Genomic DNA, 12,296 nt, shown 5'->3' with positions numbered 1-12,296 from the left:
GGAGAGGGGGAGAAGGGGAGAGGGGGAGAAGGGGGATGGGGGAGAGAAGGAAGGGAGCCAGGTGCCTGGTCGGGGAGCGTGGTGCGGCCATGGCGGACGCGGTCGTCGGACGGACGGACCACTGCCCGCTGCACGTCAGAGCAGAAGCCCGTAGCGCCTGAACCCGTCAGTGCCTGAACCCGACGGAGCCTGAACCCGTCAGTGCAGGAGACCCGTTGCTGCGGGACCATCACCGCGGGAAGCCGTCAGGCCGTACAGAAACAACCGGCCGGGGGAGATCCCACCCGGCCGCGGCGGCGCAGGAAGCTCAGGCCGCGGGGCGCGCACTCGCCGTGGGGGCCGCTCTCGCGCGGCGCCACCTCACGGACGGTCGGATGCGTGCTCATGCCACGCACCGTACCCCCTCGGGCGGACGGCCTCAATCCTTCGGCCGTTCCTCAGAGTCCGCCGGCCGTCCCTCAGTAATCCGTCGGCCGTCCCTCAGTCGTCGATCCCGCTGCGCTCCACCCCCGCCACGATGTACCGCTGGAGCAGCAGGAAGACCACCACCAACGGGGCGATCGAGACCGCCGCGGCCACGAACAGCTCGTGCAGATTGAGGTTCTGCGCGGTGGTGAACGTCGACAGCGCCACCTGCACCGTCCAGGCCTCCTGGTCCTGCCCGATCACCAGTGGCCACAGGAACGCGTTCCAGGCGCCGATGAAGACGATGGTGGCGACGGCGGCGAAGACCGGCCGGGCATTGGGCACCACGATGCGCCAGTACGTCCGCCAGTAGCCGAGCCCGTCGACCCGTGCCGCGTCCTCCAGTTCCTTGGGGAAGCCCAGGAAGTACTGCCGGAAGATGAAGCAGGCGAACGCGCTGAACAGCGTCGGAATGACCAGACCCCGCAGGGTGGAGATCCATCCGAGCGTCGAGACCAGCACAAAGCTCGGCACGAACGTCACGGCCGCCGGGACCATCAGCGTCCCCAGGATCGCGTAGAAGACGACATTGGCGTGCCGGTAGGGGATCCGGGCCAGGCCGTACCCGGCGAGCGAGGCCGTCACCACCGTGCCGATGGTCGTCGACACGGCGATCAGTGTGGAGTTGAGCAGCGCTCGCCCCAGGGGGAGGTTCGGATCCCGGAAGACCTCGGTGAGGTTCGACCACTGCAGCTCGTGCGGGAAGAACGTCCAGTCGGGGGCCGTGATCTCCCGTTCGGTGGCCAGCCCGTTCCGCACCAGCAGGTAGAAGGGGATGAGGAACAGCAGCGCGAGGGTGATCACGGTGACGACCCGCAGCGCGCGCCCGGCTCTGGTCAGCGCGTCATGCATCGGTGCTCACTCCTCCTTGCGGCCGAGGCCGAACCAGCGGGCCTGGACGACCGTCGCCACCGCGATGATCAGCGCCAGGATCACCGCACCCGCACTGCCCAGCCCGAGGTTCTGGTCCTGTCCGAGCGCCGTGTAATACAGATAGACCAAGGGCGGCCGGGCGTAGGGCGGATAGCCGCGGGCATCGCTCAGCAGGTTGTAGAACTCGTCGAACGCCTGGAACGCATTGATCACCAGCAGCAGCACCACGGCCACGGACGTGGCGCGCAACTGCGGAAAGGTGATGTACCGGAAGACCTGCCAGCCAGGACGCGCCCCGTCCATCGCCGCCGCTTCGTACAGCTGGGGTGAGATCCGCTGCAGCCCGGCCAGAAACAGGATCATGTAGAACCCGGCCTGCAGCCACAGCCGTACGGTCACGAGGACCAGCCAGTACCAGGGCGGATGGGTCGTCGACAGCCAGGCCGTCTGATCCGCGCCGAACCATCCCAGCACGGTGTTGGCCAGTCCGAACCGGACTCCGTTGAAGACCGACAGCTTCCAGATCACCGATGCGACGACATAGGAGCAGGCGGTCGGCAGGAAGAACACCGACCGGAAGAACGCCTGGGCGCAGCGCAGCCGGTTCACCATCAGCGCCAGCGCGAGCGACAGCGCATAGGTCGCCGGCACGATGAACACCGTGAACAGGGCGAAGGTGCCCAGGCTGCCGAGGAACGCCGGATCGCTCAGCATCGCGGCGTAGTTGCCCAGCCCGACGAAGTCCGAGCCGGCCGGACTGACGGTGTTGTGCGCGTCGAAGAAGCTCAGGTAGACGCTCCACACCAACGGTACGTAGGTGAACAGCCCGAGCCCGATCGCGAACGGCCCGACGAAGACCCAGAACCAGAGGTTCCGCCGCTGCGGGCCGAACAAACGGGCGCCGGGCGAACGGGGCCCGGCTTCCGGACCCGCCGCGGCCCGCGGAGCTGGTACGTCTGTGACCGCTTCTTCGGTCCCGCCCGCGGTCACTTCTTCTTGACCCGCTGGAGCTCGGCGTTGACCTTGCGCACCACGGCCTTCAGCTCGCTCTCCGGGTTGGCGCCGTCCTTGATGATCCGGCTCAGCGCGTCCTGATAGGCGGTACGGTCCGCGGTCGTCCACAACAGCGGCTCGGCGTAGCCGTGATCGGTCGAGAGCCGGACCGCGTCCGCCGCCGGTCCTGACTGCAGCTGCTGGGCCTTCTTCGCCAGTGAGATCCGCGCCGGGATATGGAATCCGTACGACAGTGCGAAGTCCTGCTGGTAGTCGGTGCGGTCCACCCACAGCCACTTCGCGAAGGCCTTGGCCTCCGCCTTGCGCTTGCTCCGCGCACTGACCGCGGAGCCATAGGCACCGACCTGTACGGAGGGTTTCCCTCCGCTCCCGTCCTTCGGGAATGGCAGCACCCCGAAGTCGTCCCCCAGCGCCTTCTTGATCTGCGGCAGCGCCCACAGCCCCGACCACTGCATCGCGGTCAGCCCCTGGATGAAGGCGGCCGGATCGGACCAGTCCGTGGGCGCACCGAGCAGCAACGACTTGTCCGCGTACAGCTGCCGGATCTTGCCCAGGGTGCGCGCCGCGGCCGGATCGTCGAACCCGACCTTGCCGTCCGGGCCGATCAGGCTCAGCCCGGCGGCGAACAACGGAGTCCCGCCGAGCACCCCCACCCCGCCGTCGTTCCCGAGGAACAGCCCCTTGGCCTTCTTGCCGCTGAGCTTCTTCGCCCCGTCCACCAGCTCGTCGAGCGTCTGCGGAGGCCGCACCCCGGCCTTCTTCAGCAGACTCTTGCGGTAGTACAGCAGCTGCATGTCGACGACCTGCGGGATGCCCCAGATCTTGTCCTGCCAGATCTTCGGCGCCAGCACGGCCTGGTTGAAGTCGTCCTTCACCGGCTCGACTTCGGCGGTCAGATCGACGACCTGGCCGCCCTGGATCTGGTCCAGCAGCGGCCCGTTGACCTCGAAGACGTCCGGCCCCGAGTCGGTGAGCAGCGCAGCCGCCGTCTGCCGGTCGTAGTCACCCGGCCGCCACTGCACGGAGACGTTCGCCTTCTTGTACGCGGCGGCGTACCGCTTCACGGCCTGCTGGGTCCCGGGCTCCCCGTACTGGTGGTACCACTGACTGATCGCGGGCCCCGAACCACCGCCGCCCCGCCCGGTGTTGGACCCGCATGCCGCCGTCAGTCCCGCGGCAAGGGCCACCCCGCCGCCGGCCGCCAGCAACCGCCGCCTGTCGATCTCCGTCATGGCACGTCGCCCCCTGCGCTCGTAACCTACCGGTGATCATCGATCACCGACGGTGCGACCGTCCACTCTGCCGCACGACTGTGAAGCGCGCATGGCATCTGCACGAAACGGGGCTGGGAAAGGAGGGGAGGGGAGCAGAGAGGGCTGGGTCGCGGCTGGGGACCGGTCAGGGACGGGCTGTTGAGGGATCTGTTGGGCGGATGAGTGACTTGAGGGAGCGGGGCCGGGGCCTATCCGGGAGTCCGGCAGCCCGGCAGCCCGGAAGCCCGAGGGCCCGCTGCCGCCCGTTACGAATGGGCCTGCCGCTGCTTGCGGTACAGCTCGATGGCTGTCTCGGTGGGGAAGTTGGGCACGGTGACGGTTTCGCCGGTGTCCTTGGCCACGATGATCTTTGACCCGCCGGGCGGGGCCGGCTGCGGGGGGCCGGATGCGTCGGGTGTACGGGGGGAGGCGGCGTACACGAGGTAGCCGACGTCGAATTCGTGGACGCGCAGGGGGGCGGGGGAGCCGTCCGGCAGCTTGGGCTCGGCATAGCGGCTACGGACGATGGCGAGTGCGTCCTCGGGGGTGGCCGGTGGTGTGGGGGTGTCCTGTGGCATGGCCGTCTCTCTTCTGTTCGGTGCGGTGCTTACGTGGGCGACTCGCCCGGGGCCCGGCACGGAAGCCGTTGCCGCTGCCGGCGGGCCTTCATACCGATGACCAGGGCGGGGGCGGCTGCCGGGATGGAAGAAGTGCCTTGATACGCGCAGCGCCAGGTCACTCCGGCGGGCAGCCACGCCGGGGTCAGACGTCGTTCCGGCGGACCTCGTTCGGGCGGTAGACCCTGTAATAGAGCTTCACCGCCGACTCCGGTGGGAAGTTGGGTACGTTCGACACCTCGCCGTCGATCTTGGAGATGATGACGTTGCTGCCACCGGGCTCCGCGGGAGGGGCGGTGGGGTCCTCGGGGCGCGGCCAGCTCGCGTGGATCAGGTAGCCGATGTCGAATTCATGGACGAAGAGGCCGGAAGGACCGCCGGGCGAACCGACCTCGGGGAAGTGTTTCCGGCCGATCGCCAGGGCCTCGGCCTCGTTCGTCGGCAGGGGCTCAGGGCCGAGCCGCGGACGGTACGGGGGAGGCGTGGGTGGCAGGCCGGGAGTGCTGCCCGGACGGTCGGACTCGGTCATGGGGCTCTCTCCTCGGGTGGGTTGGTTCGGGTGGGCCGGTGCCTGTGGGCGAGGTCAACTTAATCCACGCACCGGCGGCCTGATCGGTTCGTCTCCGGGGTGGGGCGAGGTGAGTGGGGCGAGGTGAGGCGGGGCCGGCCGGGACCCCGGTTCTCAGCCGAACAGCACCCGTGCCAGCCAGAACTCCAGCAGTTCCGCGTCGCCGGTGATCTCGAAGGCGGTGTCGTCGGCGGGGGTGCGGCCGTAGATGAGGAGCAGGAGGTCGGTCAGGGGCGCGCGGATGGAGACGGCGGCTGGTTCCTGGGCGCGGCGCCAGGCGAGGGTGTCGCCGGTGAGGTCGACGAGCCAGTCGGCGGCGGCTTCCGGCGGGGTGTCCGTGGCGTGGAAGTGGAGGGTGCGGCCGGGGCCGAGGAGTTCGCGCCGGTCGGGATGGAAGTCGAACATCTCGGGGAGGGAGCCGAGTTCCATCCATTCGTCGACGGTGTCGAGGGCGAGGTGCTGGTCGACGGTGAAGTCGCTGCCGAGCGCGAGCGTGACATCGGCGCGGTGCATGACCGTCTCGTGGGCCATGCGGCGGGCGAAGAAGCGCGGGGAGCCGGAGGGGAGCGGGGTCCAGATCTCGGTGCCGGGGTCCGTGGAGCGCAGCGTGTCCGCAAGGCGCCGGGCACCTTCGGTGAGCCAGGCGGCGGCCTCGGCGGGGGACTGGGTGGTGTCGCGGGGAAGGACGCGGAGGGCGGTCTCGGGCGGGGGTTCGGTCGCCCGGGTCCGTACCAGGTCCTCGACCCAGCGATGGGCCTCGCCCAGATGACGGAGCAGCTGGGCGAGGTTCCAGTCGGGGCAGGAGGGGACGGTGGTCGTCAGGTCGGCGTCCTGCTCCGTGAGGCAGGACGCCAGCAGTGTGGCCTGGTCGACGATGGCGGCGCAGTGACCTTCGTAATCCATGGCGGGGTTCGCGGGGTTCATGACCTCACGGTAGGACGCACCACTGACAACGGAGCGTCACCACGAGCAGTTCCGTGTCACGAGCGGTGAGCAGTGAGAAGTGAGAAGTGAGCAGTTCCGCATCACGGGTCGTTTCCCCTCACGTCCCCCTCGCGAGCCCTTCCCCTCGCGAGCTCTTCCCCCAGCGCGGCGATGGCGAGGGTAACGGGGAGGGGGAAACCGAGGCCGTAGCTGCCTTCCGCGGCCAGGACCAGCACGATCGACTCGGGGCCGTAGGCGACGGACGCCATGGCATCGGGCGAGAGGGCGGCCAGGCCCTGGAGTGTGGTGAGCCGGTGGCGGGTGTCGGGTTCGTCAGTCGTGTCGGGTTCGTCAGTCGTGTCGGGTTCGTCAGTCGTGGCGGGTGTGGCGGGTGTGGCGGGTGTGGCGGGTCTGGCGGGTGTGGTGGGCGTGGCGCTCGCGGCAGGTGTGGCAGCCGTGCGGTTATCGGGGCGGCCGGTGAGGCGGTCGGTGGTGGCATGGCCGGCTCCGGATCCGGCTCCGGAGCCGCTGCGGCCGGCACCCGGTCGGGTGCTGAGGGTGCCGGTGGCGGTATCCGGCGGTTCCTCGGGCCGGCCATCGGGCCGGGACACCATCGGCATTGTGCGTCGTACCTCCGTGCGGCACCGTGTGGGACCAGGCCAGCGTGCGGGGCAGAGCGGCCGCCGCCCACGGCCTTGGCGGCCTCCTGGCGGGCAACGGGGTGTTCTTCACGGGGTCTTGACGCGGGGTGGTGCGGTCGGCGGTGCCGGTCTGCGCCGTGCCGGCCTGTGCCGTGCCGGCCTGTGCCGTGCCGGTCTGTGCCGTGCCGGTCTGTGCCGTACCGCTCGTTCAGAATGCCGCAGCCGGGCGCGAGAAGTCGTAGCGGACACCGGTGAGCTCCTCCGATGCGGCCCACAGGCGCTCGCCGTTGGCGTCCTTCCTGGTCCAGGGGGCGCGGAAGGACTGGACGGGGGCGCCGCGCAGCCCGTTGCGCGGACCGATGAAGGAGTCGGGCCGCATATGGGGCGCGGTGGCCGCGCAGAGGGTACCCAGGGCACCGCCGTCCGGGGACTGGGCGACGAGGCCCGTCCCGAAGTCGATGATCCGCTCGGCGGAGGTGCGGCCCTCCATGCGGACGCCGGCGGTCATGAGATTGGTGGAGGCGTATCCGGGGTGCGCGGCGGCCGCGACGACCTGGGAGCCGGCCGCGGCCAGCCGCCGGGACAGTTCGTGGGTGAAGAGCAGGTTGGCGCCCTTGGAGCGGCTGTACGCGATCCAGCGGCGGTAGGAGCGCGCGCTGTTGAGGTCGGTGAAGTCGAGGTCGGCGAGGGCGTGCAGCATGCTGGAGACGGTGACGACCCGGGCGCCGGGCGTGGCGAGCAGCTTGGGCAGCAGCAGCCCGGTCAGTGCGAAGTGGCCGAGATGGTTGGTGCCGAACTGCATCTCGAAGCCGTCGGCGGTGGTCCGGTACGGCAATGCCATCACGCCGGCGTTGTTGATGAGCAGGTCGAGGCGGTCGCCGTCGAAGTCGTCGAGGGCGGCGGCGAAGTCCCGTACGGAGGAGAGATCGGCCAGGTCGAGGGGCCGGAACTCGGCCTCGGCGGTGGGGACATCGGACCGCAGCCGGTCCAGGGCGGCCATGCCCCGTGCCTCGTTGCGGCAGGCCAGCAGTACGCGGGCGCCGGCGCGGGCCAGTTCACGCGCCGTGGCGTAGCCGAGTCCGCTGTTGGCGCCGGTGACGACCGCCGAGCGGCCGGTCTGGTCGGCGATGTGGCTGGTGTTCCACCGGGTCACGCCTGTGCTCCTCCGTACGGGGGCGACCAGAGTACGTGGGTGGGGCGGCCGGGACCGGAGAGGGCTGGAGGAAGGCCGGAGGAGGGCTGTCCGTCCCCTGTCCGTCTTACGTCCTCCCCGTCCGCCCTCCCTCTGCCCCGGGCGTCGCGTCCGTGATCACTCCTCCTCGGCGAGGCGCTTGATCGCCGAGAGGCGGGTGTCCCAGGCGGCGGCCACCCGGTCCATCCACCGGGCGGTGACCCCCAGCCGCTCCGGTATGACCCGGTAGCGCGCTTCCCTGCCCTCCCGGTGGCCGGCGACCAGACCGGCGCGGTCCAGGATCCCCAGGTGTTTGACGATGGCCTGGCGGCTGACCGGCAGTTCGGCTGCCAGGACCGTGGCGGTCGCCTCGCCGTGCGCGGCGAGGGCGTCGAGTATCCGGCGGCGGGTCGGGTCCGCCAGCGCGGAGAAGACCTCCGCCACGGCGTCCGAGCCGGAACCCTGGCCAGAGCCCCGGTCAACGCCCGAGCCCGCCCCCGAGCCCTGGCCAACGCCCGAGCCCTGGCCGGCGTCCACATGCGAGCCCGGACCGCCGCCGCCCCCTCCCGAGTCCTGGCCAACGCCCCGGCCCGGCCCCCCGCCCGCTTCTCCGGCCCTCGTCATGCCGCGAGCTGCTCCGCGTACCGCCGGATGTTCTCCACCTGGCCGGACCAGCCTGCGGAGTGGCTTTCGTACCCGGCGGTCTTCCTGCGGTCCTCGGGGATGCGGAGGCCGGCGAATCCGCTCTCCACCACGCGCAGGTGGGTGCCGTCGCCCTCCGGGGTGAGGGTGAATTCGACGAGGGTGGAGTTGCCCTCGACCGCCACCTCGCCGGGGTGCGCGCTGGCCCAGCGGTACGAGAAGTGGTGCGGCGGGTCCACCTTCACGATCTTGGTCAGGAACTGGCCGTACTCACCGTGGTCGAGCTCCATGATCCCGCCCGGCCGCAGGTCGACCGGCGCCGGCTCGCCCTGGCCGAACCACGAGCCGACGTGCTCCGGCTCGGTGAGCACGGCCCAGACGCGCTCCACGGGTGCGGCGATGCTGATCTCCCGCTCGATGCGGTCGTTGGTGTCGCCTGCGCCACCTGCGCCGCCCCCGCCGCTGTCCTTGTGCTGATCGCTGTCGGTGCTCATGGGGTGCTCCTCCTGTCGTGCCCTTCCGGTGCTTACGTGCTACCTGATGGTTGCACGTGACGACAGGAGGTGCAACCGCTGGGTTGCGCCTGTGATCCCGTGTGCTCGGGCCCCCATGTGCTCAGGCCCCTGTGTGCTCAGGCCCCCGTGCACTCAGGCCCCATGTGCTCGGGCGCCCATGCGCTCATGGGTAGGGAGGGGCAGGTCTCAGCAGTCGCGCTCCCCGCCCCGCGTCCGTACGGGATAGGCCGCCACCGCGACCTCCGGGTCGTCCAGGCAGTCCCCCGACGCCAGGTCGAAACGCTGCTTGAGCAGCGGCGATGCCACGAATGCCCGGCCGTCGGCCGAGCCGGTCAAGCCACGGGAGAGGACCTGGGCGCCGGTGAACGGATCGCGGTTGGCGATCGCATAGGCCTGCCCGGCGCGGTCGGCGAAGAGCGCGGCCTGGGTGCCGTCCGGAAGGAGGGCGGCGACCCCGCGCCCCGGGGTGAGGTCGTCCATCGTGCACACCGCGACCCAGCCCTGGGGGCAGCGGATCTCAACCGTGGCGGCTGTACCGGCTGTACCGGCTGTACCGGCTGTACCGGCCGTGGCGGCTGTGGCGGATGCAGTGGCTGTGGCGGCCGTGGCGGCCGCGGCGACGGCCCCGGGGTGGGCAATGGGGGCGAGGGCGGTGAGTGCGGTGGTCATCAGACGGACGTCCCTTCCAGGGTGCGAACGGGCAGAGTGGGGCCGGCCAGCAGCGTCAGATCCGGCTTGACCTGGTCGCGCTCGGGTACGAAGCGGACGGACGGATCCGGTGCGCCGGGCGCATTGACGAAGGACACGAAGCGGGCCAGCCGTTCGGGATCGGCGAGGGTTTCGGCCCACTCGTCGCGGTAGTGGGTGACATGGGCCGCCATCAGGGCCTCCAGCTCGTCGCACAGCCCCAGGGAGTCGTGCACGACGACATCCCGTACGTGGTCGAGGCCGCCCTCGATCCGCTCCAGCCAGGCCGAGGTGCGCTCCAGGCGGTCGGCGGTGCGGATGTAGAACATCAGGAAGCGGTCGATCAGGCGGATCAGCCCGGCGTCGTCCAGGTCCTGGGCGAGCAGGTCGGCGTGGCGCGGATCGGCGCCGCCGTTGCCGCCCACGTACAGGTTCCAGCCGTTGGAGGTGGCGATGACGCCGAAGTCCTTGCCGCGGGCCTCCGCGCACTCCCTCGCGCACCCGGAGACCGCGGACTTCAGCTTGTGCGGGGAGCGCAGGCCCCGGTAGCGCAGCTCCAGTTCGATGGCCATACGGACCGAGTCCTGGACGCCGTAGCGGCACCAGGTCTGGCCGACGCACGACTTCACGGTGCGCAGCGCCTTGCCGTACGCGTGCCCCGACTCGAAGCCGGCCGCCACCAGCCGGGCCCACACCTGCGGGAGCTGGTCGACCCGGGCACCGAACAGGTCGATCCGCTGGCCGCCGGTGATCTTGGTGTAGAGGCCGAAGTCGCGGGCCACCTCGCCGATGACGATCAGCTTCTCCGGCGTGATCTCCCCGCCGGGGATGCGTGGCACGATGGAGTACGAGCCGTTGCGCTGGAGGTTGGCGAGGAAGTGGTCGTTGGTGTCCTGGAGGGCGGCCTGCTCCCCGTCGAGGACATAGCCGTCGGCGCCGACGGCTGGCGCGAGGGAGGCGATGATCGAGCCGACGGTGGGCTTGCAGATCTCGCAGCCGTCGCCGTTCCGTGCCTCCGGGCGGCCGTGCGAGTCCAGCAGCGCCGCGAAGCTCGTCAGCCGCAGGGTACGGACGATCTCGTAGAGCTCGGCGCGGGTGTGCGGGAAGCAGCCGCACAGACCGGTGTCGAGACTGACGCCGGACGCGGCCAGCTCGTCGTTCATCACGGCGGTCAGCGACTTGACGCAACTGCCGCAGCCGGTACCGGCCTTGGTGCACTTCTTGACCTCGGGGAGGGTGCCGCAGGAGTGCTCGGTGACCGCCGCCCTGACCGTCCCCTTGGTCACGTTGTGGCAGTTGCACAGCACCGCGTCGTCCGGCAGCGCGGACAGGCCGAGCGCGCCGCCGCCCTCGGCCGCGACCCCGGCGGGCAGCACCAGCTGCTCGGGCGCCAGCGGCGGAACGGTGCCGGTCAGCGGCCGCAGCATCCCGTACGCGTCGGCGTCGCCGACCAGCACACCGCCCAGCAGCTCGCCGGAGGCGCCGATCACCAGCTTCTTGTAGACGCCGCTGCGGGAGTCGGCGTAGACCACGTCCAGGCAGCCGTCCGTGGTGCCGTGTGCGTCGCCGAAGGACGCGACGTCCACGCCGAGCAGCTTCAGCTTGGTGGACAGGTCCGCGCCGGTGAAGCCGGCGGGCTCCCCGGTGCCGCCCCCGAACCGGGCGGTGTCGCTTCCGAGCTGCCCGTCGATGGTGGCGGCCGCCACCCGGGCCATGTCGTAGCCCGGGGCGACCAGCCCGTAGACCCGGCCGTCCGCGGCCAGCGCGCACTCGCCGATCGCATACACGGCGGGGTCATCGGTGCGGCACTGCTCGTCGATGACGATGCCGCCCCGCTCGCCGACCGGCAGCCCGCAGTCCCGGGCGAGCTGGTCGCGGGGGCGGACACCGGCGGAGAAGACCACCAGGTCGGTGTCGATACGGGAGTCGTCGGACAGGCCCATGGCGGTGACCGCGCCCGCCCCGTCCGCGACGATCTCCTTGCCGCCGACGCCGGTGTGCACCTCCAGCCCCATCCCCTCGACGGTGCGCCGCAGTGCCCGGCCGCCGCCCTCGTCGACCTGGAGGGCCATCAGCCGCGGGCTGAACTCCACGATGTGGGTGCGCAGCCCGAGCCCCTTGAGCGCCCCGGCCGCCTCCAGGCCGAGCAGTCCGCCGCCGACCACCACACCGGTGCGGGCGTTCTCGGCGTACTCCTCGATGGCGAGTAGGTCCTCGATGGTGCGGTAGACGAAACAGCCCGTGCTGTCCTTGCCCGGCACCGGCGGCACGAAGGGGTACGAGCCGGTGGCCAGCACCAGCGCGTCGTAGCGGACGGTCCGGCCCGAGCGGGCGGTGACCGTACGGGTGGTGCGGTCCACGGCCGTGGCCGGGTCGCCGAGGTGCAGTTCGATGCCGTGCCGGGCCATGAAGTCCGGATCGGCCAGGCTCAGGTCGTCCGGGGTGCGGCCGGCGAAGTACGACGTGAGCTGGACGCGGTCGTAGGCCGGGCGGGGCTCCTCGCACAGCACGACCACCCGCGTCCGCTCGGTGACACCGCGGTCGGCCAGCTCCTCCAGGAAGCGCTGGCCGACCATGCCGTGGCCGATGAGGACGAGGGTGGGGGTGCCGGGTGCGGCGTCCGGCGTGGCATCGGGGTGCGGCGGCATCGAGGTCATGCCACTCAGCCTGCGGCGTGGCTGTTACCCGCCCGCATCTGCACTGTTTCCCGGGCGGAACGCTGCCCTCAGTGGCGGGGGCGCGGCCGTGTGAGGGCGGCGGCCGGGTGGCGGCACCGCCCGTGTGACTGCACCGCCCGTGTGGGGGCCGCGGCCGTGTAAGGGCGGCGGCCCCCACCGCTGATCAAGCCTTCAGCCCTTCAGCCCTTCAACCGTTCAGTCGTTCAACTATTGAGCCGTTCAGTCGTTCAGCTTGCAGCCATTCCGCC

The 12,296-nt window shown here is 71.0% G+C and carries 12 protein-coding genes and 1 pseudogene; all 13 read right to left on the bottom strand.

All coding sequences use genetic code 11. The annotated features are described in order from the left end of the window. Window positions 1-245: 245 nt before the first annotated feature. Window positions 246-386 (bottom strand): hypothetical protein, encoded by a 141-nt coding sequence (locus tag ABR737_RS15795; protein WP_350250813.1) that lies wholly within the window; start codon window positions 384-386, stop codon window positions 246-248. A 94-nt stretch (window positions 387-480) separates the two neighbouring features. Next, window positions 481-1,317 (bottom strand): carbohydrate ABC transporter permease, encoded by an 837-nt coding sequence (locus ABR737_RS15790; RefSeq protein ID WP_350250812.1) that lies wholly within the window; start codon window positions 1,315-1,317, stop codon window positions 481-483. A 6-nt stretch (window positions 1,318-1,323) separates the two neighbouring features. Further along, window positions 1,324-2,232, bottom strand: a complete 909-nt coding sequence (locus ABR737_RS15785) for a carbohydrate ABC transporter permease (RefSeq protein WP_350250811.1) — start codon at window positions 2,230-2,232, stop codon at window positions 1,324-1,326. 92 nt (window positions 2,233-2,324) lie between these two features. After that, a complete protein-coding gene (locus ABR737_RS15780; protein ID WP_350250810.1) occupies window positions 2,325-3,584 on the bottom strand; it encodes an ABC transporter substrate-binding protein in 1,260 nt (419 codons plus the stop codon). A 287-nt stretch (window positions 3,585-3,871) separates the two neighbouring features. Further along, window positions 3,872-4,183 (bottom strand): SUKH-4 family immunity protein, encoded by a 312-nt coding sequence (locus ABR737_RS15775; protein WP_350250809.1) that lies wholly within the window; start codon window positions 4,181-4,183, stop codon window positions 3,872-3,874. 184 nt (window positions 4,184-4,367) lie between these two features. Then, window positions 4,368-4,751, bottom strand: a complete 384-nt coding sequence (locus ABR737_RS15770; RefSeq protein ID WP_350250808.1) for an SUKH-4 family immunity protein — start codon at window positions 4,749-4,751, stop codon at window positions 4,368-4,370. A 153-nt stretch (window positions 4,752-4,904) separates the two neighbouring features. Next, window positions 4,905-5,714, bottom strand: coding sequence for a maleylpyruvate isomerase family mycothiol-dependent enzyme (locus ABR737_RS15765; RefSeq protein ID WP_350250807.1), 810 nt, complete (start codon window positions 5,712-5,714; stop codon window positions 4,905-4,907). A 161-nt stretch (window positions 5,715-5,875) separates the two neighbouring features. Continuing rightward, window positions 5,876-6,334 (bottom strand): annotated as a pseudogene (locus ABR737_RS15760) (hypothetical protein); the annotation flags it as partial. Between the two features lie 229 nt (window positions 6,335-6,563). Next, window positions 6,564-7,508 (bottom strand): oxidoreductase, encoded by a 945-nt coding sequence (locus ABR737_RS15755; RefSeq protein WP_350250806.1) that lies wholly within the window; start codon window positions 7,506-7,508, stop codon window positions 6,564-6,566. Window positions 7,509-7,664: 156 nt separating this feature from the next. Then, window positions 7,665-7,970, bottom strand: a complete 306-nt coding sequence (locus ABR737_RS15750) for an ArsR/SmtB family transcription factor (RefSeq protein ID WP_328391413.1) — start codon at window positions 7,968-7,970, stop codon at window positions 7,665-7,667. A 176-nt stretch (window positions 7,971-8,146) separates the two neighbouring features. Next, window positions 8,147-8,662, bottom strand: a complete 516-nt coding sequence (locus tag ABR737_RS15745; protein WP_350250805.1) for an SRPBCC family protein — start codon at window positions 8,660-8,662, stop codon at window positions 8,147-8,149. A gap of 207 nt (window positions 8,663-8,869) precedes the next feature. Beyond that, window positions 8,870-9,199 carry a nitrite reductase small subunit NirD gene (nirD, locus tag ABR737_RS15740; RefSeq protein WP_350256797.1) on the bottom strand — a complete coding sequence of 110 codons (330 nt, stop codon included), beginning with the start codon at window positions 9,197-9,199 and terminating at the stop codon, window positions 8,870-8,872. A 152-nt stretch (window positions 9,200-9,351) separates the two neighbouring features. Further along, complete coding sequence (nirB, locus tag ABR737_RS15735; protein ID WP_350250804.1) at window positions 9,352-12,027, bottom strand: nitrite reductase large subunit NirB; 2,676 nt, start codon at window positions 12,025-12,027, stop codon at window positions 9,352-9,354. Window positions 12,028-12,296: the final 269 nt, after the last annotated feature.

It is taken from the genome of Streptomyces sp. Edi2, from assembly GCF_040253635.1.
In the GTDB taxonomy this organism is placed as follows: Bacteria; Actinomycetota; Actinomycetes; order Streptomycetales; family Streptomycetaceae; genus Streptomyces.
The sequence above is the reverse complement of the archived record's forward strand: the minus strand, read 5'-3'. Positions and strand labels throughout refer to the sequence as shown.

Excerpts from the sequence above, each read along its gene's own strand:
- ABR737_RS15795 (WP_350250813.1), bottom strand. The coding sequence starts at position 386 with ATGAGCACGCATCCGACCGTCCGTGAGGTGGCGCCGCGCGAGAGCGGC.
- ABR737_RS15790 (WP_350250812.1), bottom strand. The coding sequence starts at position 1,317 with ATGCATGACGCGCTGACCAGAGCCGGGCGCGCGCTGCGGGTCGTCACC.
- ABR737_RS15775 (WP_350250809.1), bottom strand. The coding sequence starts at position 4,183 with ATGCCACAGGACACCCCCACACCACCGGCCACCCCCGAGGACGCACTC.
- ABR737_RS15745 (WP_350250805.1), bottom strand. The coding sequence starts at position 8,662 with ATGAGCACCGACAGCGATCAGCACAAGGACAGCGGCGGGGGCGGCGCA.
- nirB (WP_350250804.1), bottom strand. The coding sequence starts at position 12,027 with ATGACCTCGATGCCGCCGCACCCCGATGCCACGCCGGACGCCGCACCC.
- ABR737_RS15780 (WP_350250810.1), bottom strand. The coding sequence starts at position 3,584 with ATGACGGAGATCGACAGGCGGCGGTTGCTGGCGGCCGGCGGCGGGGTG.
- ABR737_RS15765 (WP_350250807.1), bottom strand. The coding sequence starts at position 5,714 with ATGAACCCCGCGAACCCCGCCATGGATTACGAAGGTCACTGCGCCGCC.
- ABR737_RS15770 (WP_350250808.1), bottom strand. The coding sequence starts at position 4,751 with ATGACCGAGTCCGACCGTCCGGGCAGCACTCCCGGCCTGCCACCCACG.